This window comes from Bartonella sp. HY761, assembly GCF_026743145.1.
Classification (GTDB): domain Bacteria; phylum Pseudomonadota; class Alphaproteobacteria; order Rhizobiales; family Rhizobiaceae; genus HY038.
Genome location: NZ_CP104887.1, coordinates 793908 through 818098, shown reverse-complemented (window position 1 = coordinate 818098; position 24191 = coordinate 793908). Strand labels below are relative to the sequence as shown.

The following is a 24191-nucleotide window of genomic DNA, read 5'->3' as shown; positions in this document are numbered from 1 at the left end:
TCTTTAAAAGATAAAAACGCCTTCTTTATGATGACCGAAATCATAGAATTTTTTAAAAAAAATTAACCGCAATTACAAAAGACTTTACTTCATCCCATAAAAAAGCGCCGGACGAGAACCTCAACCAGCGCTAAAATTATCGAAATAGTAAAATCTTAAACATCAAGATTTGCAACATTAAGGGCATTTTCTTGAATAAAATCGCGGCGCGGTTCTACCTCATCGCCCATCAAACGCGAAAATAGTGAATCTGCTTCAGTCGCATCACTCACCTTAACTTGCAATAAAGTGCGTGCATCAGGATCAAGGGTTGTTTCCCATAATTGCTCGGCATTCATTTCACCAAGTCCTTTATAGCGCTGCAAGGAAAGCCCTTTGCGACCACTTGCAAAAATACTTTCAAGCAAATTATTAGCACTCGTAACAGTTTCAACCTTATCTTTACGCGAAAGCTTTGCTGGTTCGCCATAAACTTCATTCAATTGGGTTGAAAAGCGATTAATCTGACGTGCATCAGCCGAGCCAATAAGCGCCATATCAACAAAGGCGACATCCTTAACACCGCGCAAGGTACGCTCAAAGCGCAAGCCACCATCATCCATAACATGGCCGCTCCAACCGCGCTCCATATCTTCAGCAATAAGATCAAGACGGCTTGCTACCTTATCGGCGGCAATTTGTGCAAGCTCATTATTGGCAACCGCATCAGGATTAAGAACCCCGGCAATGGCTGCTTGCTCAACAACAGAGCGGTCATAGCGCGTATGTAAACCATTTAAATATTGACGCAATTGACGGGCTTCTTCAGCCAATTGACGCAAATCTTGGCCTCGGCGCACTTCACCGGAATGCAATTCCAATGAACATTCATCGAGTCCTGAATCAATCAAAAATTCTTCAAATGCTGACTCATTTTTGATGTATTGTGATGATTTACCGCGCGTTACCTTATAAAGCGGCGGCTGCGCGATATAAATATTACCACGTTCAATAAGTTCAGGCATCTGCCTGAAGAAAAACGTCAGCAACAAAGTACGAATATGCGCACCATCAACGTCCGCATCGGTCATGATAATGATTTTGTGATAGCGTAATTTATCGGCGTTAAATTCGTCCTTACCAATAGACGTACCAAGGGCAGTGATTAGCGTTCCAATCATATCTGATGACAACATACGGTCAAACCGTGCGCGTTCAACGTTCAAAATCTTACCACGCAATGGTAAAATAGCCTGATTTTTACGCGAACGACCGCTTTTAGCAGAACCACCAGCTGAGTCACCCTCAACAATGAAGATTTCAGATTTGGCTGGATCACGTTCTTGGCAATCGGCAAGCTTACCAGGCAATGACGAAATATCGAGCGCACCTTTACGGCGGGTTAGCTCACGTGCTTTACGAGCAGCTTCACGTGCTGCCGCAGCCTCAACCACCTTACCGATTAATATTTTGGCTTCGGTTGGATGTTCTTCAAGCCAACTTGCCAAAGCCTCATTAACAAGGCTTTCAACAACAGGACGAACTTCTGACGAAACCAACTTATCCTTGGTTTGCGATGAAAACTTAGGATCTGGTACCTTAACCGACAAAACAGCCGTTAAGCCTTCGCGGCAATCATCACCAGTAAGCTGCACTTTTTCTCGTTTAGCAATGCCAGAACTTTCGGCATAGCCATTCACCTGACGGGTTAAAGCACCACGGAAACCAGCCAAATGGGTACCACCATCACGCTGAGGAATATTATTGGTAAAGCACAAAACCTTTTCGTGGTAAGAATTATTCCACCACATAGCAACTTCCACGGTCATACCGTCTTTTTCACTGCTAATATAAATTGGCTCGCTAATCAAAGGTGTTTTTGTCTGATCGATATACTTTACAAACTCAATCAAACCACCATCATAATGCAATTCCTCTTCACGATGATCCGCGTGTCGGCGGTCTGCAAGGAAAATACGTACACCTGAATTCAAAAATGCAAGTTCGCGCAACCGGCGCTCAAGCGTATCAAAATCAAACTCAACTTTGGTAAAAGTTTCAGTACTTGGTAAAAAAGTTACAGCCGTACCAGTAGCTTCGCCCGCGTCCCCTACAATTGCCAATGGCCCATCTGCAACGCCGTGGGTAAAGGTCATTTCATGAATTTTACCTGCACGCTTAATGCTTAGCTTCAAATAAACCGACAAAGCATTAACAACGGAAACACCAACACCATGCAAACCACCAGAAACCTTATAGGAATTTTGGTCAAATTTACCACCGGCATGCAATTGCGTCATAATAACTTCAGCAGCAGAAACACCTTCACCAGTGTGAATATCGGTTGGAATACCGCGTCCATTGTCGGTTACGGTACAAGAACCATCGGCGTTAAGCGTTACAGTCACCAAGTCTGCATAACCAGCCAAGGCCTCATCAATCGCATTATCAACAACTTCATACACCATATGGTGTAAACCCGAACCATCATCGGTATCACCAATATACATGCCGGGGCGTTTACGCACCGCATCAAGGCCTTTTAAAACCTTGATTGAATCCGCGCCATATTCGGCGTTATTCTCTGGCATTGTTGCGTCACTCATGAACTGATCCATTTTAAAAACCGCAGATTGGAATGTGTAAGTTTGTCAACAAAATACAAGATAAACAATTACCTTTGCTATTTTTGCCGCACACCAAAAATGCAAGAGCTTCCCCTTGCAAATAAATACACTTTCCAAACGCGTAAAGTTGAGGATTAAATATCAATCATTGAAATTTATAATCAATCACATATTTAAATCCGAATCGAGAAAATCTAATCTAATATATATAAGGCAAATGCGTTGATTTTCCAAATAAATGCCGTTTTTTTTACGTGGATATTGCCTAAATTTAACAAAAAACATTAAATTAGCAGAGCAATATTTTTTTATACATTTTGAAATCGAGCAAAGAGCGGTAAAAGCTTTAAAGAACATTCCCACCATACTTTCCAACTTTAGAAAAAGGGGTGGCAAAATATTTATATCTTGCTTTTTGGAAAATAGAATTCCTCAGTACGAGGATCTACGTAGCGGTAATCTTCAAGCAAGATATGAACGCCGCAATTCAATAATGCAAGTTCTCGCAGGTGCCGCTTAAGCCTATCAAAATCAAAATCAACCTTGGTAAAAACTTCAGCGCTTGGCAAAAAACGAATTGTTATTCCAGTTTCATCCCCAGCATCGCCAACAACTGCCAATGGCGCATCCGCCACACCATTGGTGAAAGTCATTTCATGAATTTTACCAGCGCTCTTAATGCTTAGTTTTAAATAGGCAGATAACGCGTTAATGACATTAAAATTTAAACCATGCCAACGACCAGCTGACTCGTCAATACCATCGGTCTGTATATTGTAATCCGGCCTACGACCTGCATGCATTTGCGTCATAATAATCTCTGCTTTAGACACGCCTTGTCCCGCATCTATATCTGTAGGAATAGCACGACCATTATCCGTAATGGTGCATGAACCATCGCCATTAAGCGTCACGGTCAATAAGTCAACATAACCAATAAAGGCTTCCTCCATTGCATTATCAACGACTTCGTAAATCATTTGATGCAGCCCCGAACCATCATGAATATCACCAATATACATGCTGGAGCGTCCACGTACAGCATCACCGGCATTTAAAAGCTTAATGGAATCTGCGGCATATTTGGTTTTATCGTTTGACATCGTGGCCTCACTCATGACCTGATAGAGCATATAAGTTCAACTTGTACATATAAAACGAGCTTTAATTGCGTTAAATGCCAATTATAACCGCATCGCCTTTGGCTTATTTATTTAGCTGCGTATCGTTGCAAAACCTTTACACAAAAATACTGCCATAGTCGTTAAAACGAAGATTATGGCAGTAAAATATCCGCATAGACTATTTCTTGCGTTTCATGGCATCAAGGAGTGCTGCACCAAATGCGCCGCCGCTAGCACTTTCTTGCGGCTTAGCGCGATTTGCTTTAGCTTTGCCTTGGTTATTCGCATTGGCTTGACGTGGCGCAGCTTGGTTGCTTTGGCTATGATTATTACGCGATTGCGCAGCACCGCTACCTGGATTTTCTTTACGCATAGAAAGCGAAATGCGCTTGCGTGGTGCATCCACTTCCAAAACCTTGACCTTAACAATATCGCCAGCCTTAACCACTTCATGAGGGTCTTTAACAAACCGATCGGCAATTTCAGAAATATGCACGAGGCCATCTTGATGTACGCCAATATCAACAAAAGCACCAAAGGCAGCGACATTGGTAACCGTACCTTCAAGCTCCATACCAACTTTTAAATCCTTGATATCTTCAATACCATCGGTAAAGCTTGCGGTTTTAAACTCTGGGCGCGGATCGCGTCCCGGTTTTTCTAGTTCTGACAAGATATCGCGAATAGTTGGCAAACCAAAACGCCCTGACACAAATTCACGCGGATCAATATTTTTTAACGCTGCACTATCGCCCATAAGATCACGGACATCACGCCCACAAGATGCTACAATTTTACGTGCCACATCATAGGCTTCGGGGTGCACGCTAGATGCATCAAGCGGTTCACTGCCATCACGAATACGCAAAAAACCAGCGCATTGTTCGAATGCTTTTGCACCAAGGCGCGCTACATCCAACAAGCCTTTGCGGCTTTTAAATGGGCCGTTTTGATCGCGGTGGGCAACGACCGCTTCCGCCAAGGATTTGCCAAGACCTGAAACCCGTGAAAGAAGTGGAGCTGATGCGGTATTTAGATCAACACCAACACCATTCACCGCATCTTCAACCACCCCGTCAAGCGAATGCGCCAATTGGAATTGGTCAACATCATGCTGATACTGACCAACACCGATGGATTTTGGTTCAATTTTTACAAGCTCTGCCAATGGGTCTTGCAAACGCCGTGCGATAGAGACTGCACCGCGCAATGACACATCAAGCTCTGGAAATTCACGCGCAGCAAGTTCAGATGCGGAATAAACCGATGCACCAGCTTCTGACACAATAACCTTAATTGGCTTAGGCTCTGGTACATCTTTAAGAAGGTCATTAACCAGCTTTTCTGTTTCCCGGCTTCCAGTGCCGTTGCCAATGGCAATCAGTTCCGCCTTATGACGCATAATCAATGCGCCTAACACTGCTTTTGAACCATTAATGTCGTTACGAGGCTGGAAAGGATAAATAGTTGCCGTTTCAAGCAATTTGCCCGTTTTGTCAATAACGGCAACCTTAACGCCTGTACGGATACCCGGATCAAGCCCAATTGTGGTGCGCGAACCGGCAGGAGCTGCCAAAAGCAAATCTTTTAAATTACGGGCAAAAACATCAATCGCTTCTTGGTCTGCACGTTCACGCATTTCGCGCATAAGATCTAGCCCTAAGGATAGTGACAGTTTTACCCGCCAAGCCCAACCTGCAACATCCATCAGGAATAAATCACCCGGCAGGTTTGAACCGATTTCATAGGCTTTTGCAATTAGTTTTTGTGCTGGCTTTATTGGTGCTAGATCATCAATATCAAGTTCTAAATCAAGAGCTAGAATATCTTCATTGCGGCCGCGCAACATTGCCAAAGCACGGTGGCCTGGCACAGTTGCCCAGCGTTCACTATGGTCAAAATAATCGGCAAATTTTGCACCGTCACTCTGCTTACCATCAACAACACGGGCATGAAGAACACTATGATCTTTCATATATTGGCGTAAGATTCCTAATAGATCAGCATTTTCTGACATATTTTCCGCAATAATATCGCGCGCACCTTCAAGAGCAGATTTAATATCTGCAACCTTATCATTAATATAGGACTTCGCTAAAACTTCTGGTGATTTATCGCGGTTATTAAAAATATCATCAACTAGGGGCGCCAAACCATTTTCGCGGGCAATTTGCGCCCTAGTGCGGCGTTTTGGCTTATAGGGCAGATAGACATCTTCAAGCTCTGATTTAGTGGTGATGGCAGCAATCTTATTGCGCAAATCATCCGTTAGCTTTCCTTGTGTCTCTATGCTTTGTAAAATAGTCGATCGGCGACTTTCAAGCTCTCGCAAATAGGTTAATCGCTCACCAAGCAAACGCAATTGCGTATCATCAAGGCCACCAGTTACTTCCTTACGATAGCGCGCAATAAAGGGAATTGTTGCTCCTTCATCAATCAATGCAATAGCAGCATCCACTTGCTCACGGCGGGCATTAACTTCGGTGGAAATAATTTTAGCGATATCAAATACTTGACTCATAGCTGGGTTATTATTTTGCGAAACACTCATTGTCATCAAACACTAATTCACTTTTTAAATCTTATTTCGAAATTGTTTTTAACTTCTAATACCTTTTAACACTTAAGGAAAGCATTAGACTTGAATTTTTCGTTCATTGTTAAAAACCTACTCAATATCTTTTATTACTAATATGGCGCAATCGTGATCAAGAAAGCCATTTAAATTATCTCTCCCTTCTTTTTAAACTGCCTATTAAGCCCTATCTCTTTATTATAGTCACTAAGGATAGGCAGAATGAGCAAATTATTTCAACCCTTTAAATCTAATGCATTAAATTTAAAAAACCACATTGTTATGGCGCCGCTCACGCGTAATCGCTCGCCCAACAACATTGCTAATGAGTTAAACCGCATTTATTATAGCCAACGCGCTAGTGCAGGTCTCATCATTTCTGAAGGCACTGCCATTAGCCAAGAAGGACAAGGTTATATTGATGTTCCCGGCCTTTACAGCAAAGAACAATTAGCTGGCTGGAAACAAGTAACCGATGCAGTTCATGAAAAAGGTAGCAAGATATTTGCTCAAATTTGGCATGTTGGTCGTATTTCCCATACGAGCTTACAACCAAATGGCGGTGCACCTGTTGCCCCATCAGCGATTAAAGCCGATGCCCACACATATATTCGCAATGATAAGGGTGAAGGGGAATTTGCGTCAACGTCTGAGCCGCGCGCGCTTCGTCTTGACGAGATTAGCCGAGTTATTGAAGACTATAAGCGCGCAGCCAAAGGCGCGGTAGAAGAAGGCGGCTTTGACGGCGTAGAGATCCACGCCGCTAATGGTTATTTGCTTGATTCCTTTATGCGTGAAAACTCCAATCAGCGCGATGATGAATATGGTGGTTCTATTGAAAACCGCATTCGCCTAACTTTGGAAGTTGTTGAAGCGATCATTAGTGAAATTGGCGCCCATCGCACCGCCATTCGCATCTCGCCGGTAACTCCAGTTAACGATGCTCATGATAATGATCCACAACCATTATTTGATGCACTGATTGATGAATTAGCCGCTTATGACCTTGCCTATATTCATATTATTGAAGGTGCTACGGGAGCAAGCCGTGATTATCAAGAGGCTCCCTATCCCTTTGACTATCACCGTTTACGCCAACATTATCGCGATGCAGGAGGTAAAGCTGCGTGGATTGCCAATAATGGCTATGATCGCGCCATGGCAGAAGAAGCCATTGATAGCGGCTATGCTGATCTCGTCGCCTTTGGCCGACCTTTCATTGCTAATCCTGACTTTGTTGAACGATTAAAGCAAAATGGGCCATTTAATGAGTTAAAAGCCGACAAGCTTTATGGCAAAGGAGCAGAAGGCTATACCGACTATCCAACTCTTGATAAGGCTTAAGAATTAAAAAATCGCATAAACAAAAGGCATTTTCAATTTTTAAAAAACTGAAAATGCCTTTTAAATCTTAAACAACTGGTAGAAAATTACCCAGTTATATCAATTATACCGCAATCACCAGCTTCTGAACCAAAAGCCAGTCTTTCACCCCTTTTATCCCAAGCCAATGAGCTGATAGCCCCTTGCCCTGGGCGACGTAACAATGCTTCCTTTTGGTCAGCAAAACGCACAAAAAGCACCATGCCATCTTCATAGCCGACGGCCACCATTTCTTCAGTTGGATGGCAAGCAACACATGTCACCAATATATTGGCTCTCGTGCCAAGCTCTAATGGGGCTTTACCCATTGGGCCATCCTTGCCTAAAAACGGCCAAACTACGGCTGCAGGCGCACCAGACGTCGCAAGATAACGCCCCTTGCTACTCCATGACCAACTTTTAACTTTAGCAGGATAACCAGACATGCGTAAATGTTGATTGTCAGCAAGCCGCCAACCATGCAAGGCATTTTCCTGCATAGCCGTGACAAGAAAACGCCCATCGGGTGAAAAATTCACCATTGTATGGGCGCCTTTCCATTCAAGCGACACAGGTTTGCTTTCCGTACCAAGCCAATGCAAAGTAACACCATTATAATGAGCAAGCGCCAGACGAAGACCTTTTGGCGCAAAAGCCAAATCTTCGATGCTCCGCTCATGGGGCATTTCTTGGCTTTTGCCCTGTACATTACCATAGGCGACGCGCCCAGTACCATAAGCAAAGGCATCATCAGGACCAATTGCCACGGCTGTAAGCCATTTATTACCAATTTTTTCCAATTCGATAACGGAAAAATCGGCATTCACCTTACATAAACGGCCATCCTCACCGCCAGTAAGCACAAAACGACCGTTTTCGGCAATTTTGGCGCTAGCAATACCATTGCCGATCTCAATTTGCTTTTCGCCTTCGCCTAAATGATGCAGAACACCATCAGCCGAAATAAAAAATGGCTTATCATCAAGAAAGCCAGCTAACAGGCAATGGCTTTGAATATCAATTGGAGCTATTGTCGGCATAAAACCTCTCACGCACAGGCTTCAAAGCCAGATTTTAATTTTTCAGCGTCCAATTGGCGACCGATAAAGACAAGACGGCTTTCACGTTTCTCACCGTCTTTCCATGGCCGTTGATGATCGCCTTCAATAATCATATGGACCCCTTGCACCACATAACGGTCTTCATCACCTTTAAAAGCAATGATACCTTTAAGGCGCAAAATATTTGGCCCTTGGGCTTGCGTTACATTTTGCAACCATGGGAAAAATTTTGCTGGATCTAATTCGCCACTACGCAGTGACACCGATTGCACGGTAACGTCATGAATGGCCGCACCATGCTCATGATGGTGACCGTGATCGTGTTGATGGCTATGCTCATGGCTGTGGCTATGATCGTGATTATGCTCATGGCTGTGGTCATGGCCGCAATCGGGGCCGCAAATGTGACCTTCTTCACCATGCTCTAAGAAGTAAGGATCATTATCAAGGGCGCGTTTTAAATCAAATGCGCCACGGTCGAGCACCTTAGCAAGATCAATCGAGGCACGCTCGGTGCGGTGAATGACAGCAGTTGGATTAATAGCCCTAATTGTTGCTTCAACCGATGCAAGCTCATCAGCATTAACAAGATCAGTCTTGTTTAATAAGACAATATCAGCAAAAGCGATTTGATCTTCAGCTTCACGGCTATCTTTAAGGCGAAGCGGCAAGTGCTTGGCATCAACCAATGCGACAACCGCATCAAGCATTGTTTTAGAACGAACATCTTCATCCATAAAAAATGTTTGCGCAACAGGAACGGGATCAGCAAGACCAGTGGTCTCAACCAAAATAGCATCAAAACGACCAGGCCGCCGCATTAAGCCTTCTACAACGCGGATAAGATCACCGCGAACAGTGCAGCAAATGCAGCCATTATTCATTTCATAAATTTCTTCGTCTGATTCCACAATGAGATCATTATCAATGCCGATTTCACCAAATTCATTGACAATCACCGCATAGCGTTTGCCATGATTTTCACTCAAAATCCGATTGAGCAATGTGGTCTTTCCTGATCCAAGATAGCCGGTTAAAACGGTTACCGGAATTTTCTTGATTTCACTTACTGCCTCGCTCATGGCTTAAACCTCTTTTTAAAAAGACAAGATATGGTATGATATAAGCGTGTTTTGTTTAAATTGAAATAGTATAACAAATATCATTTGTAATTTTTGTAGAAGATAGCTCACAAACATAATTGCGGATTTTTTAATCATCCGGCAATGACTATGTCGATTGAGGAAAGAGCTCATCAATTTTTTGAAAGTGCTCGGTATCAAAACGATGAACATCTTCAAGCAAACTAATAAAGCCTTTTGCCGCATGATCTAAAATTGCTTTTCCAACCGCAGCACTGGCACGGCTTGCGTCACCTGCAGCCCCCTCACAGTTAAGATCCTGCATCAACCAACCAAAGCTATGGCGACCATAAGCACGCAAATAGCTAAAATCGCAATGACAACGTGCTTGAAAATTGCTAAAATTCTTAGCCTTTTCCATTGCAACCAAATGCGGAGCGATGTGAAGCATGACCGATGTTTCAATAAAACCAGCATGAATATCAAGCGCTTTTTCACCTTCACTCATAAGTCCAATTGGCAAACCAAAGCGCGTCCAACTGGTTGTAACGCAAAGCATCGGATAGCGCGCGCGCAGTTCTGTCGCAACAATAGTCATTAAAGGCGAGTTTCCACCATGAGCATTCAGCAACACAAATTTATCAATACCTTTTTTAAATTGTTCCTCACCAATTTTGATCCAACGTGCCACTGCTTCATCAAAGCTAAGTGTCTTGGTACCACTTACCCTTTTATGTTCAATAGAATAACCAATTGGTTCAACATTTAAAAAACTGACATTAAGATGGAGAGGTAAAATAGCCGCAACATGATCAACAACAGCCTGCGCAATCAATGCATCGGTTTCAAAAGGCAAATGGGGACCATGAGCCTCATAGGCACCAAGAGGCAGAACTGCAATGCGCGATGTTTGATCAATATTATTACATAACGTTTCCATAAGCCTATCTGTCATCGTAATCTATTCATTGTCAAATATTATTCAATATTTTGACAATTATGCCAAACAATATTGCATGATATCGATCATTGCCAAAGCTATAAGGCTTAGGTATTGCAAACTAAACATACCATAAATAAGCGAGCGAAACTTTCTTATGATAAAAATAACTATATCAAAAAGATTAATCCTTCAGAATCAGGCAAAGTTATCCTTGTAGAACTATGATGGAATTGCAAAAGCACAACTGAAAACATTAAGCATTATAGCCGATATTCAAAATTGAATTAGTACAGCTTTGATAAAATTAATAAACTCTAGCACAAGCGTTCACAATTAGTTTGCTTAAAAATCCACCTTTTATGTTGAAATTTTAGTATAACCTCCTAATTTACTAAAATAGACATTGATAATATCTACCAAGTTTGGAATAATAGATTATTATTATATTTGCATGTATTAATAATTAAGTTTAAGAATGCAAAATTGCCACTATCAATGAATAGTCACTTAAAACACGAGCACCTTAATTGCATTATGTTTGGTATATAATTTTGTGAATAAGGTGCTTTTTTAGCGAGCCCAATAATGCCTGACAGACAAGGTCTTTTAAAAAAACTTCAAACAACATCACGTTTTTTGCGCACCGCTTTAGCTCAAGAACTGCAAAAGGAAGGCCTTTACCCTGGGCAAGACAATGTTTTGCTAGCCCTTTCATTGAAAGGTGAGTTGACACTTGGACAGCTTGCTCATGAACTAGATGTCCGCCCACCAACAATCACAAAAACAATTTTACGTCTAGCCAATCAAGGCTTTGTTGAAAAAAACACGTCAACGGAAGATCAACGCCAAAGCTTTGTTTCCCTCACGTCAAAAGGGTTAAATATCGTCAATAGGTTACAAACCCATCTTAACGCTATAGAAAAGACGGCATTAAATGATGTTAGCAATGATGAGATTACTATTTTAACTGAATTATTGCAGCGCATTGAACGTAATTTGGCATAATAATTTTTATTAAACCTACATTTACAGTAAAATTCTTGCAAATAGAAGTGGTAGATATGTTTGCCAATATAATTGGAATGGCAAACAAGCTTTGATTAGGGTCAGGGCCCACTAATTAAAATGAAATGGCACAATAAACAGCAAAAATTTACATTTTTAATACAAATGGAAAAAAGCGAAAAATGGATGGTATACCCATTTGAGCTTTACGACACATTAGATTACGGCTGTTTTTATATCCTTTCAGGATATGTTAAATTTTAATGCTAACTTGTTAAAGAACCTTGAAAATATTCATATTTCCGGCTAACTCTTCTTACATTTAATATTTGCGTTCTCACAAAAATTTCCTCGTACCTTTTCATTTAAATTAATGGATCCTGCCCCTAAAGCAATCATAGCCATTCATATTTGAGACACAGCCACTTAAAGCCAATTCCTCAATAAAGCACAAAACCAAACTTATCATCTCACTAAAATAAAATCATAACCAATATAATAATAGGCTTGAAATTTTTTCATAGCTGATATTTTAAGCCCAATTTCTTTACATTAATTTGCCTGAGAAGTTATTGTGAAATAACACTGAAGCGTTTCTTAATGTGATTGCCTTTTTCTGCTTCATCAATCATTACAATGGCATAATCGGCATAGCTGATTTCACTTTTACCGTTACTATCAACGATAAACTCTTCACCACCTTCTTGATATTTTCCAGTGCGAACACCGTCCGCAATGAAGTCAGCAGCAGGACTTAAAAACGTCCAATTCACATCATGACGTTTTTTAAGCGCATCAAGCGCGGTCGCCATAGAAAGCGCTAAAGGCTTATATTCTTCAAGCGAAGTTTGATATTGGTCTAATGTATCGGGGGTAAAAACGCCAAATGCATCAATAATAACATCAAAATCAGCCAAATCTTGGTAGTTCAAGTCCAATAGATCCTTGATAAAAGTTTTTGCACGTGGATCAGCTGCATTGCCTTTGCGGATAATCGCTGTGACATCATGGCCGCGATCGAGAGCTTCTTTAGTTATTAATTGACCTGCACGGCCATTGGCCGCAATAATTGCTATTTTCATGATAATTACTCCTTATTTTGCAAACCATAACATGATAGGCGCTATTGTAAAGTAGGCACCTTTTTGTTATATAGGTTACTAAAAGATACTAATGTTGAATAATCGAGTATTAAGGGTATAAAATGCTTAAGCTACCACCATGTCCTGTTGAAATTACCTTGCTTATTATAGGCAATCGTTGGAAACCATTGATTATTCGCGACTTGCTTAATGGCACCAAACGATTTGGCGAATTGCGCAAAAGCATTGGCGATATTTCGCAAAAAGTGCTAACAGCCAATTTACGTGAATTGGAAGAGCAAGGCATAGTCACGAGACAAATCTTTGCGCAAGTGCCGCCACGGGTTGATTATAGCTTAACCAAACGCGGTAAAACTCTTGAACCCATATTAAGCGCTATGGCAAATTGGGGCGAAGATCACCGTCAAGCATTAGCAATAGCATAAAGATTTAAATTGTTTTCAAGCTATTTGAGATATAAAATGCCATTTATCCAGTATAATCTGATATCTTTGTTTTAATATCACCACAAATACCACCATCGGCAGTTCTTTCATCAATGACAACTTTTACATAATTCACTATAGCAATAAGATAACATATTGTAATGATATGGGTAAAATCTGGATTTAATTGGGTTTTGGTTGATATCTAGTGATATTCAAAATAACCATAGTCTGTGATCAAGATGGAAAACCTATATGCCTATTATTGTCAGAAGGTGAGAGGAGTGATTAAATAGGTGCTGCTCTTTTACTATCTGTTTTGCTTGATGCGCAAAAACTCGTTGCGGACAAAGGTTACAATACTAAATAAAATTGAGAACTTGTTTGCAAAACTTGAAATTTGGCGACACATCGCTACAAGACACAACAGATGCGCTCATATCTTTTTCTCAGCGATATACATCGCAGCAGCTGTCATCTTTTATTACAATTAATGAGTCCTGCCTCTAAAATAATTAAGCATATAATACTGGTAAAATAAGCTTTTATAACTAGATAATTTTTTGTCCTGCAGTTGAACCAGAGCGAAGACTAAACACCGCTTCAATATGAATAAGAACCGCACATTTAGGTGCTTTCATTCCTCTTTCATCTGCATAGATCTTTGCTTGCTCCCATATTTCACCATCATCAATAATTTGCGCACTACCTATAAAGCGATAACCGTCTAAGGCTTCCCTATCAATAACTGCAACCGCTATTTTTGAACCATCGATCAAATTTTGCAATGTTTGACCGCCCGTATTTTCATTATAAATTAGAGTATTATCATCAAATACACGCAATGATCGCTTAGGACCAATATCTGGTATTCCCAATTTGCTCGTTGTAGCTTGAATTGGCAATTGCTTGGCCAATAAACTTTTCATGTCATCATTAAGCATGGATATCCTATCCTTATATTTAAATTATCTATCTATTCTCACTGCAACAAACTTTCTAAACTTGAACATTTTAGCAATATGCGCACGCATAACACCAAGGTGACGATCAAGCCTAATGGGGCGAGCAATGGGGACAATCCTGCTTGGCCTTAAGCATATGCTCAGCCATATGATAAACATTTAACGCAACCTTTGCCGCATCCTGCTTAAGTTGTATAATATGATCCTTGTCGATTTGATGTTTTACCAAATGATCTACCAAAGCTATTAATGAAAATTTTAGATGCTGAACACAAGCCAGCCGTAAATTTGGAAAAGTATCAACCGCAGAAGCTATATCAAGAAGTTGATGATAGGCTTTGTAATAATAATAATCAGCTTCTAACCGATTATTACGCCACATTTCTAAAGCTGCTAAATTATGACAAGAGATATTGTAAAGCATAGGTGCAGTATCGCGCCCCTCACCGGCTATGGCTGCATGAAATAATATTTCTGCTTCACCAAATGCTTGGCTATAAAAATGCACTGCTTGCTCTATCTCGCCATGCTTAAAAGCTTCATTGGCCAATTTTGTATAATTTTGCCAATTTTGGTCGCCGCCATTAATTACACGCAGCCCGTCAGACCCCGTGTTTTTGCACTCTTGTTTAAAATTTTCCTTAATATTACCAGTATAGAACCCCATAATTTCATCTCTTTAATTGATTGTCATTAAAATTAAGAAATAATTTATCCATCACAACGGCCTTTCTTCCCGAAATTACCTCTGCCCTTTGCAATCCTTTTGTTTTAAATGAATAATGATATCCACCTTATCTAGGTAAAATCCATCGGGGATATCCGGCTGGCCAACAAGTGAAAGTGTAGGTACCGCAAGTGGCAAAATGGCATCACTATCACTGCAATAAAAAAAGCGGTGGCCATCAACATTGGTATCGAAATAAGTCTTATCGCCGGTAATGCTATATTTGCGCAAAAGACCAACGCTCGCAAATAAGTTAAGACAATTATAGACGGTTGCAAGTGAGATAAACAGCCGCCCATCAGTCACTTCACGATATAGCTCATCAGGGGTAACTCGCCTATTTTTTTCGCGAAAAAGACAATGGGCAACGATGAGCCTTGGTCGCGTTGGGCGCACATCGACCGACCGCAACATGTTCGCAATTGCTTGTTTTTGTTTCGGGGTTAAGACTTGCTGAGAGAGCAAACCTTTTCTTATTTCTTCAGGAATATATAACATTGGATACCAAACCATTCATTTCATAAATTAATATAAAAGGAGCTTGCTTTTGATCCCAAAGGCACAAATGAAACATTTGAAATCAGCTTCATTTTATTTTTGGCATTATTGCAAATGATTTGCAATAGCAATAATGAATTTTTACAGATTTTCTATACGCCGTAAAAAATGGGGGTTCATTGTTATTTATTACTCAAGGTATGGATTTGATAATTTGAGCGCAATAATGGGATGATAATTATTGCTAAACCTAAAAGAGCTTCAAAAACGAATTTAATGAAGATAAGTTATAATTCATCCATAAATATAGCAAAAATCTTGGGCACTGCACTTTGAATATTGTTGGTATCAATTTAGCTAATTTAAATAAGATCGCGACCTATTGGCACCTGCTTCATAAAACTATAAGCATAAAATCCGTTTGTATTTCATGCTTGCATAAAACAAAAAGTCTTAAAAAAACGCGGCTAGCATCAGTCTCACAACCCATTACGCCATACAATCATCGCTAAAAATTTAGCATCGCCAAAAATTTAGCTAAAAAAGCGATAATGACCCGTTTGGGGAAACTCTAACAAGCGGTCTTCCTCTTGTGTGCCACGGCCGATATTATGAATGACCAAAGGAATGCCATTAGCATTTTTTCTGTTTGATATAATAACGATATGCGGCAGCTTTTCATTGACCATTTGAGTGACAATATCGCCTGCTTGCAAATTAGCCATATCAAGCTTTGAATGAATACGCGCGTTTTTTCTTGCAAAAAATGTTTGTAAATTAGGCACACGGCGGTGGTCAATATTGCGATCGGTCGTCTTTAAACCCCAAATTTTAGGATATTGTCCAAAATTACCTGCCATATCTTCATGCACATGCTTTTGTAAATCATATTGAAAAGCATCACGATAAGCCCTAATCACCACATCGGTGCAAACGCCTATGCTACGGTCAATATCACCATTGGGAAAGGATATTTTTTGGTAAGCTCCACTATAAAACCTTGTAACACCAATTTGCGCGCGCGCCGCGTCTATCAGCATTAATGCACGCCGCTCATTTTGTTGTGGATTAGCCTTTGCACTATTCCCCGATAAAAAGAATGGTACAAAACTTAATCCCAAACCAGCCCGCAAGCCAAATGTTAATAAATCACGGCGTTTCAAGGTCATATATTTATCTTTCAGTTTACAAGATTCATATTAGGCAATGTACTTGCTACTTTTGAAACATTTGCAAAAAACTTATCCGCAATTTTTCGTGCAACACCTGCCAAAAGAGCGGAACCCAATTTGGCAATTTTCCCTTCAGCTGACCCATACATCACATAGCTCAATATGGTACCATCACCATCAGCCACAAGGCTAACGTCAGTTTTGCCAGTTGCAAGACCTGACACAGACCCCTCGCCCTCGCCAGCAATTGTATAAGAATAGGGTGGATTTAAATTAGACAAAATTAACCGCCCGTGAAAGCGCAATTTAATTAGGCTTAAATGAACCACGATCGTTGCCTCGATCAAATGTTCAGATATCCGCTCTAATTTTTCACAACCAGGAATACAATCAATCAGTAAAGTTGTATCATTCAAAGTACGCCAAACCGCGTCCGGGCTAGCTGCAATGTGCTCTTCACCTCGTATTTCCATGCAAATCCACAATCTTTTCTAAATAATATCAAAATTGTGTTTATTACGGAAAACTGGCACAAAAATGTCATTTATCTTTTAATCGATTACTATAAACTATTTTATCGCGACATTTACTGATAGAGTTTCGACAAAAATTTTATTTAATTGTTTTAACAATAAATCCTATGAACGGGAGTGGATAATATGGCACGTGATGCAGCTCAGTTTGACAAAGCATTGACCGCATTAAAAGCATACGCAGAAAATGACGCGTCCTTTGATATACGCGCCTCATTTCAAAATGATCCGCAACGTTTTGAAAAATTCTCGCTCAATTTTGAAGACCTATTATTTGACTATTCAAAAACTGCATTAAGCCAAAAAGCCCTTTGTCTGCTTGATGACCTTGCCCATGCGGCAGATATTGTTGGCCAACGTGATGCCATGTATCGCGGTGACCAGATCAATATTACGGAAAAGCGCGCGGTCCTTCACATCGCACTGCGCATGCCAGAAGACAGCGAAATTATCCTGGGCGACAAAAATATTGTTGAAGATGTCCATGACGTATTAAATCATATGGCTAAATTTTCAACAGCAGTGCGCGATGGCGATATTAATGGCACCGGTGGCAAAGCTTTTACTGATATTGTCAATATCGGCATTGGTGGCTCTGACCTTGGGCCACGTATGGCAACGGCCGCGTTAAAACCTTATCATGATGGCCCAAGATGTCATTTTGTCTCCAATGTGGATGGCGCAAATATTGCCGATGTCTTAAAACCGCTTGATCCTGCGGCAACATTAATCATCATATCGTCCAAAACCTTTACCACGGCTGAAACTATGACCAATGCCCGCGTGGCACGGCAATGGATTTGCAACGCCCTTGGCGAAGAAGCGGTTGCCAAGCATTTTGCTGCGGTATCAACTGCCCTTGATAAAGTATCAGAATTTGGCATTGACCATGAGCGAACCTTTGGTTTTTGGAACTGGGTTGGCGGTCGCTATTCCATTTGGTCGGCCATTGGCCTTTCGTTAATGCTAGCAATTGGCGCCCAACAATTTAAAAAATTCCTTGCTGGTGCCCATGCCATGGATATGCATTTTAAAGATGCTCCGCTTAATACCAATTTGCCAATGATGCTTGGTTTGGTTGGCTATTGGCATCGTGTTATTTGTAATTATCCTGCACGTGCTATCATTCCCTATGAAGAGCGTTTACAGCGTTTCCCAGCCTATTTGCAACAGCTTGACATGGAATCAAATGGCAAACATATCGACCTTAACGGTATGCCGGTAACCACACCAACTGGTCCTCTGGTTTGGGGCGAACCTGGCACAAATGCCCAGCATGCATTTTTCCAGCTTTTACATCAGGGCACAGATATTATTCCGATTGAATTTATCGTTGCAGTGAATGGCCATGAGCCAAAACTACAACGCCAGCATGATATGCTGCTTGCCAATTGCTTGGCGCAATCAGAAGCCTTAATGGTTGGCAAAAATGAAAAATCCGTTTGTGACGAGCTTGAACAGCAAGGCATGAGCAAAAATGATGCGAAAAACCTTTGCCCACATAAGGAATTTGACGGCAACCGCCCCACACTAACCTTGATGCAAGATTTGCTCACCCCTTACGCCCTTGGCCGCTTAATCGCTTTATACGAACATCGGGTTTTTGTTGAAGGCGTGTTAATGAATATTAATTCCTTTGACCAATGGGGGGTTGAACTGGGCAAAGCTTTAGCAACTGAATTATTACCGATGGTAAGCGGCGAGAAAAAAGCAGAAAATCGCGACAGCTCTACCCTTGGACTTTTGGCGCATATTAAGACCAAACGCAATAAATAAACTAAAGGAAACAAGTGCTGCACCCTAGGAATGCAGCACCATTAACCTAAATGGATTAAACACGCTATGTGTTTAAAAAAATGATTTTGGATGTATTTGGGTAATGATATGCCTATTTTAAAAGCTAAAAAAATTCGTGGCCTACTATTTGACAAGGATGGTACATTAATCGACTTTGAAAAGACATGGTTTGCTATTGCCTATGAGCAAGCCTTAATGGCAGCCAATGGCAATGATGATAAAGCGCGCTACCTTTTAGAATTAGGTGGTTATGATTTTACAACAGAACGTTTTAAGGGCGACAGTCCAATGGCATCTGGTTCATTGCTTGACCTTGTCAAATTATGGCATCCTGAACTTGAGGGCATAGCACTTGATAATAAAGTGCTTGAATACCGCAATCATGGAGCAGAAAGATCTATGCTCTATGTCTGCGAAATTGATGGTATTAGCCAAAGTTTAAAAGCACTAAAACAACAAGGTTATATCCTTGGCATTGCCACGAATGATTCTGAATTAAGTGCAAAAAAATGCGTCGAAAAATTTGGCTGGCAAGAATATTTTAGCGAAATTATCGGTTGGGACTCAGTTGAAAATGCCAAGCCGGCAGGCGATCAAATTATGCTTTTTAGCAAAACAACGCGACTTAATCTTGATGAAATTGCCATGATTGGCGACAATAATCACGACATAAGCGCCGCACGCAACGCCAATGCAGGTCTTGCAATTGGCGTATTATCCGGCACGGGCAGCAAAGAGCAGTTGCAAAACAATTGTGACTTATTATTTCCATCGGTGGTCGAATTATCCGATTGGCTGATAAACACCATAGATCATAACTAAAGCAAATTTTACAGATTAAAAGGAAATTTTATAGTGAAACTATGGAGCATAAAATCTTATTTTATCATTATATGCCTTTGTCTGTTTAGCTTAAGTGCAACGGCTTTTGCACAAGTCAACAAGCCACAAATTGAAAAAAGCTTTCAGCAATGGCTGGAAAACGATTTTTGGCCCATTGCCAAAGTCAATGGTATCAGCCGTCAAACTTTTGACAGCGCATTGAAAAACGTCAAAATCAATTGGAAACTGCCTGATCTTGTTATACCGGGCGCTGCACCTAAGCCGCAAAAGCCACAAACTCAGGCAGAGTTTTCCTCCCCTGCCCGCTATTTTGATGAGCAAAAAATTAAAATTATTGTCGATGGTGGTAAGAAACGTAAAAGCCAATATGGGCAATTATTATCACAAATTAAGACACGCTATGGCGTGCCAGAAAATATTATACTTGCAATTTGGGGAAGAGAAACAGCCTATGGCAGTGTAAAAATTCCCTACGATGCTTTTGAGGTTTTAGCAACCAAAGCCTTTATGGCAACCCGTAAAGAGATGTTTCAAAGTGAGTTGTTAAGCGCACTCATTATTGTTGAAAAAAATTATATAAATGCCAATGAATTAAAAAGCTCTTGGGCGGGTGCGTTAGGACAACCACAATTCATGCCAAGTTCCTATTTGAAACATGCGGTTGATTTTGATGGTGATGGCCATCGCGATATTTGGCAAAGCGTTCCTGATAGCCTTGCATCCATTGCCAATTATCTAAAGCTGGAAGGTTGGGATAGTAAATTTAACTGGGGGTATGAGGTGATTTTGCCGCAAAGCGTTTCTTGCGCATTGGAAGGGCCAGACCAGCGAAAAAGCCTTGCTGAGTGGCAGCAACTTGGCGTCAAGCGTGCCGATAGGCGCAATTTTTCAAATACGGATCTAAAAACGCCAGCTTCTTTATTAATGCCAGCGGGTCGCTTTGGGCCTGCCTTTTTGGTGACACCCAATTTCTATGTCATTAAAAGCTATAATATGAGCGATCTTTATGCCGTTTATATTGGCCATGTCGCTGATGGCATTGGTGGCACGCCGCAATTTTTCACAAAATGGCAAAATGTTGATGTTACGCTGCGATCAGACGTTTTAAAAATCCAACAATATTTGCAAAAACAAGGCTATGACATCGGCAAGGCTGATGGTTTGGCAGGATTTAAAACACGCCGCTCCATAGGTGAATGGCAGCAAAAAAACGGCTTAGCTGCAGATTGCTATCCAAGCCAAAAGACATTGAAAGCTCTTTAGTTAAAGGCAACAATCCATTTCTGCCATAGTGTAAGGAAATCCGATAATGGCGACACCAAAAGGCTCAAGAACTGTAGTTTATGCGGCGCTTGCTGGTAATTTCTTTATAGCGATGACCAAATTTTTTGCGGCCTTTTTTACTGGCTCGTCAGCGATGATGTCCGAAGGAGTACACTCACTTACCGATACTGGCAATGAATTATTATTGCTTTATGGCTTAAAGCGCGCCGCCCTTACTGCCGACCGCACCCATCCTTTTGGTTATGGCAGAGAGCTATATTTTTGGAGTTTCATTGTAGCTCTATTGGTTTTTGCGCTTGGCGCCGGTGTTTCCTTTTATCAAGGCATTATCCATGTCTTAAACCCTGAACCCATACGCGATGTTTTTGTGAACTATATTGTTATTGGTGCTTCTATTATTTTTGAAGGGGCATCATGGTTTGTTGCTCTACGCGCCTTTCGCATGCAAAAAGGGCAACTCGGCTACTTTGCGGCAGTAAGGCAATCAAAGGATCCTACCGTTTTTTCAGTGTTGTTTGAAGATAGCGCAGCCTTACTAGGTCTATTTATAGCGGGCATAGGAATTACCGCAAGTGTTGTGACCCATAATCCTATTTATGATGGCATAGCTTCTATGGGCATCGGTTTAGTATTGGCTTTAACAGCCATATTTTTAGCACGAGAATGTAAGGGGCTTTTAGTGGGTGAGCAGGCCTTGCCTGAAATGCAGGCAACAATTATCAATATTGCTTCAAAAGATAAAGACGTGCAAAAAGTCAACGGCGTTTTAACAGCACAACTTGGACCACATCAGATTCTTGTTAATCTAAGTCTTGAATTTGAAGATCATTTGACCGCACCGGAAATTGAAAATTGTGTTGAGCGATTGGAAGTTGAACTAAAACAAGCCATTCCTGAAATAGTGCGATTTTTTGTGAAACCACAAACGGCTGGTGCGTGGAAAAAACAAGAAGATAATATGAATGCCGCAGAAATTGCCAATAATAGTTAAAAGCGGTTTATTATTTTGCATAATATAATAATTGGGTTAATCACTGAAAGAAGCAAAGTTTTCATCCATTTTTGTTCTATCATAATCTAACAACCAACCATTAAAATCTTGGTAAAGTCTAACTAAACTTTGTTTTTGGGCAGCAATTACATCCATTCCTCGATCATCATAGGGATGAATTAAAATAGCATTTTTGCGATCATAAATGTAAAGATCTGCAAGTAATATTGGCTTAAATCCCATTTCTGCACTTACAGGAAACCATAAAAATCCATCGATATCTTCCAGACTTTTTAATTTAACCGCATACCAATAGCAGCATAAACTATCATCATCATTGTTAAATCCATCAGGCATTTCAGCGATGCCTAAATTTATAAAATCGTCTGCCTTAATATTTAGATAATCCAACATAGTTTCAAAAAATCGCTGTTTATTGAATGATCTTCGCTTTTCATCGATAATGCGAAAAACAGCATAGATTTCATCTATCTGCATCTCTAAAATATGATTACAAATCGCTCTTGCGCGATCAAATGCAGATACCATCCGCTTTATTCTATTTTCACCAATACCCAGTTCAAATCTTAAAGCATGGGGAAAATTGTAAAAAGCTCCAAAAGGAATGTTTTTAACACCCAAGGGTGCAATAAAATCCTGAAATTTTTCTTTCATGGCAATTATGCTACCCTGTATGGCAGTAATTAAGTAAAAAATCTGCCCCAAGGTTTAATCTCGTTGGGGCAGAATATTTTTATAAAAAATTACAAAATGAAGCGCGATAAATCAGTATTGGCAGCAAGGTCACCAACTGACTTTTTCACATAATCAGCGTCAATGGTAAGACTAGTATTGGCGCGATCTGGGGCTGCAAAGGAAATTTCATCCAAAACACGTTCCATAACCGTTTGCAAACGCCTTGCACCAATATTCTCGATCGTAGAATTTAGATCGACAGCAATATCAGCCAAAGCATCAATACCATCTTCGGCAAATTCTAACGTCACACCTTCAGTTTTCATCAAAGCAATATATTGCTTGATAAGGCTTGCCTCTGGCTCGGTCAAAATTGCACGGAAGTCCTCACGGGTTAGCGCATTTAATTCAACACGAATAGGCAAACGCCCTTGCAACTCTGGCAATAGATCTGATGGCTTTGAAATATGGAAAGCACCCGATGCAATAAACAAAATATGATCAGTTTTTACTTGCCCATGCTTGGTTGAAACGGTTGTTCCTTCAATCAATGGCAGAAGATCACGCTGCACGCCTTCACGCGGCGTGTTGGTAGACGAAGAGTTCTTTACTGCAATTTTGTCGATCTCATCGATAAACACAATGCCTTCATTTTCGGTAAGGCGCAATGCTTCTTGAATGACTTGTTCTTCATCCAATAATTTATCTGACTCATCGGTCATTAATGGTTTGAAAGATTCTTCAACCGTCATTTTTCGTGTTTTGGTACGACCACCCATTTTGCCAAAAATGTCAGCAATATTCATTACGCCCATTTGGGCACCGGGCATACCCGGAATATCAAAAGTTGGCGCACCAGAATTGCTATTATCACTTACTTCAACTTCGATCTCGCGGTCATTAAGCTCACCTTCGCGCAACTTTTTGCGGAATGAATCGCGCGTTGAAGGGCTTGCGGTTTTACCAACCAGCGCATCAAGAACGCGTTCCTCAGCATTAACTTCGGCTTTAGCACGAACTTCTTCACGCTTTTTTTCACGTACGAGATTAATTGCTACTTCAACAAGATCACGGATAATTTGTTCAACATCACGGCCGACAAAACCAATTTCAGTAAATTTAGTTGCTTCAACTTTTACAAAAGGTGCACCAGCAAGACGCGCTAAACGGCGAGAAATTTCGGTTTTACCAACGCCTGTCGGTCCAATCATCAAGATGTTTTTTGGCATAACTTCTTCGCGCATTGGGCTTTCCAATTGCAAACGGCGCCAACGGTTACGAAGAGCAATAGCAACGGCACGCTTTGCGTCCTTTTGACCAATAATATAGCGATCAAGTTCCGATACGATTTCACGGGGAGAAAAATTATTACTCATTAATAATACTTTCAGCTTTTATA

General features: G+C 40.8%; 21 protein-coding genes. 7 read left to right on the top strand and 14 right to left on the bottom strand.

What is annotated here, in order from left to right; genetic code table 11:
- Positions 1 to 155: 155 nt before the first annotated feature.
- The 3 genes from gyrB to N6A79_RS03375 all read right to left on the bottom strand — a co-directional run bounded on the left by gyrB (position 156) and on the right by N6A79_RS03375 (position 6251).
- Positions 156 to 2570 (bottom strand): DNA topoisomerase (ATP-hydrolyzing) subunit B, encoded by a 2415-nt coding sequence (gyrB, locus tag N6A79_RS03385; protein WP_410007250.1) that lies wholly within the window; start codon positions 2568 to 2570, stop codon positions 156 to 158.
- A 437-nt stretch (positions 2571 to 3007) separates the two neighbouring features.
- On the bottom strand, positions 3008 to 3709 hold the full coding sequence (locus N6A79_RS03380; RefSeq protein WP_268546990.1) for an ATP-binding protein: 702 nt from the start codon (positions 3707 to 3709) through the stop codon (positions 3008 to 3010).
- Between the two features lie 199 nt (positions 3710 to 3908).
- Positions 3909 to 6251, bottom strand: coding sequence for a Tex family protein (locus N6A79_RS03375; protein WP_326848766.1), 2343 nt, complete (start codon positions 6249 to 6251; stop codon positions 3909 to 3911).
- 276 nt (positions 6252 to 6527) lie between these two features.
- On the opposite strand from N6A79_RS03375, the gene N6A79_RS03370 reads away from it, so the two are divergent.
- Positions 6528 to 7649 carry an alkene reductase gene (locus tag N6A79_RS03370; protein ID WP_268546988.1) on the top strand — a complete coding sequence of 374 codons (1122 nt, stop codon included), beginning with the start codon at positions 6528 to 6530 and terminating at the stop codon, positions 7647 to 7649.
- An 86-nt stretch (positions 7650 to 7735) separates the two neighbouring features.
- Here N6A79_RS03370 and N6A79_RS03365 read toward each other — a convergent pair whose 3' ends face one another.
- The 3 genes from N6A79_RS03365 to N6A79_RS03355 form a co-directional block, all read right to left on the bottom strand.
- Positions 7736 to 8707 (bottom strand): WD40 repeat domain-containing protein, encoded by a 972-nt coding sequence (locus N6A79_RS03365; protein ID WP_268546987.1) that lies wholly within the window; start codon positions 8705 to 8707, stop codon positions 7736 to 7738.
- An 8-nt stretch (positions 8708 to 8715) separates the two neighbouring features.
- A complete protein-coding gene (locus tag N6A79_RS03360) occupies positions 8716 to 9810 on the bottom strand; it encodes a CobW family GTP-binding protein (protein ID WP_182418901.1) in 1095 nt (364 codons plus the stop codon).
- Between the two features lie 148 nt (positions 9811 to 9958).
- A complete protein-coding gene (locus N6A79_RS03355; RefSeq protein ID WP_268546986.1) occupies positions 9959 to 10750 on the bottom strand; it encodes a creatininase family protein in 792 nt (263 codons plus the stop codon).
- Between the two features lie 588 nt (positions 10751 to 11338).
- Here N6A79_RS03355 and N6A79_RS03350 point away from each other — a divergent pair.
- On the top strand, positions 11339 to 11758 hold the full coding sequence (locus tag N6A79_RS03350; protein WP_268546985.1) for a MarR family winged helix-turn-helix transcriptional regulator: 420 nt from the start codon (positions 11339 to 11341) through the stop codon (positions 11756 to 11758).
- 569 nt (positions 11759 to 12327) lie between these two features.
- On the opposite strand, the gene N6A79_RS03345 is transcribed toward N6A79_RS03350, so the two are convergent.
- Positions 12328 to 12840: an NAD(P)-dependent oxidoreductase gene (locus tag N6A79_RS03345; RefSeq protein WP_268546984.1), complete on the bottom strand. Its 513-nt coding sequence runs from the start codon at positions 12838 to 12840 to the stop codon at positions 12328 to 12330.
- Between the two features lie 122 nt (positions 12841 to 12962).
- Here N6A79_RS03345 and N6A79_RS03340 point away from each other — a divergent pair, with 122 nt between their 5' ends.
- Positions 12963 to 13286, top strand: a complete 324-nt coding sequence (locus tag N6A79_RS03340) for a winged helix-turn-helix transcriptional regulator (protein WP_268546983.1) — start codon at positions 12963 to 12965, stop codon at positions 13284 to 13286.
- Between the two features lie 551 nt (positions 13287 to 13837).
- On the opposite strand, the gene N6A79_RS03335 is transcribed toward N6A79_RS03340, so the two are convergent.
- The 5 genes from N6A79_RS03335 to N6A79_RS03315 form a co-directional block, all read right to left on the bottom strand.
- Positions 13838 to 14230 carry a pyridoxamine 5'-phosphate oxidase family protein gene (locus N6A79_RS03335; RefSeq protein ID WP_268546982.1) on the bottom strand — a complete coding sequence of 131 codons (393 nt, stop codon included), beginning with the start codon at positions 14228 to 14230 and terminating at the stop codon, positions 13838 to 13840.
- 112 nt (positions 14231 to 14342) lie between these two features.
- Positions 14343 to 14918: a DUF2753 family protein gene (locus N6A79_RS03330; RefSeq protein ID WP_268546981.1), complete on the bottom strand. Its 576-nt coding sequence runs from the start codon at positions 14916 to 14918 to the stop codon at positions 14343 to 14345.
- Positions 14919 to 14993: 75 nt separating this feature from the next.
- Positions 14994 to 15476 (bottom strand): Fur family transcriptional regulator, encoded by a 483-nt coding sequence (locus N6A79_RS03325; RefSeq protein ID WP_268546980.1) that lies wholly within the window; start codon positions 15474 to 15476, stop codon positions 14994 to 14996.
- 533 nt (positions 15477 to 16009) lie between these two features.
- A complete protein-coding gene (locus tag N6A79_RS03320) occupies positions 16010 to 16645 on the bottom strand; it encodes a DUF1287 domain-containing protein (protein ID WP_268546979.1) in 636 nt (211 codons plus the stop codon).
- Positions 16646 to 16656: 11 nt separating this feature from the next.
- Complete coding sequence (locus N6A79_RS03315) at positions 16657 to 17121, bottom strand: CoxG family protein (RefSeq protein WP_182418894.1); 465 nt, start codon at positions 17119 to 17121, stop codon at positions 16657 to 16659.
- A gap of 186 nt (positions 17122 to 17307) precedes the next feature.
- Between N6A79_RS03315 and pgi the strand changes: the two genes are divergently transcribed.
- From pgi to N6A79_RS03295, 4 genes are all read left to right on the top strand, one after another.
- The gene (pgi, locus tag N6A79_RS03310; protein WP_268546969.1) at positions 17308 to 18957 is read left to right on the top strand and encodes a glucose-6-phosphate isomerase; all 1650 of its coding nucleotides are present in this window, start codon (positions 17308 to 17310) and stop codon (positions 18955 to 18957) included.
- Between the two features lie 108 nt (positions 18958 to 19065).
- Positions 19066 to 19800, top strand: coding sequence for an HAD family hydrolase (locus N6A79_RS03305; RefSeq protein WP_268546968.1), 735 nt, complete (start codon positions 19066 to 19068; stop codon positions 19798 to 19800).
- 30 nt (positions 19801 to 19830) lie between these two features.
- A complete protein-coding gene (locus N6A79_RS03300) occupies positions 19831 to 21084 on the top strand; it encodes a lytic murein transglycosylase (RefSeq protein WP_442784270.1) in 1254 nt (417 codons plus the stop codon).
- Positions 21085 to 21130: 46 nt separating this feature from the next.
- Positions 21131 to 22096, top strand: a complete 966-nt coding sequence (locus tag N6A79_RS03295; RefSeq protein ID WP_268546966.1) for a cation diffusion facilitator family transporter — start codon at positions 21131 to 21133, stop codon at positions 22094 to 22096.
- 36 nt (positions 22097 to 22132) lie between these two features.
- On the opposite strand, the gene N6A79_RS03290 is transcribed toward N6A79_RS03295, so the two are convergent.
- Positions 22133 to 22771 carry a DUF3885 domain-containing protein gene (locus tag N6A79_RS03290; protein ID WP_268546965.1) on the bottom strand — a complete coding sequence of 213 codons (639 nt, stop codon included), beginning with the start codon at positions 22769 to 22771 and terminating at the stop codon, positions 22133 to 22135.
- Positions 22772 to 22860: 89 nt separating this feature from the next.
- A complete protein-coding gene (gene hslU, locus N6A79_RS03285) occupies positions 22861 to 24168 on the bottom strand; it encodes an ATP-dependent protease ATPase subunit HslU (RefSeq protein WP_262099247.1) in 1308 nt (435 codons plus the stop codon).
- Positions 24169 to 24191 lie beyond the last annotated feature (23 nt).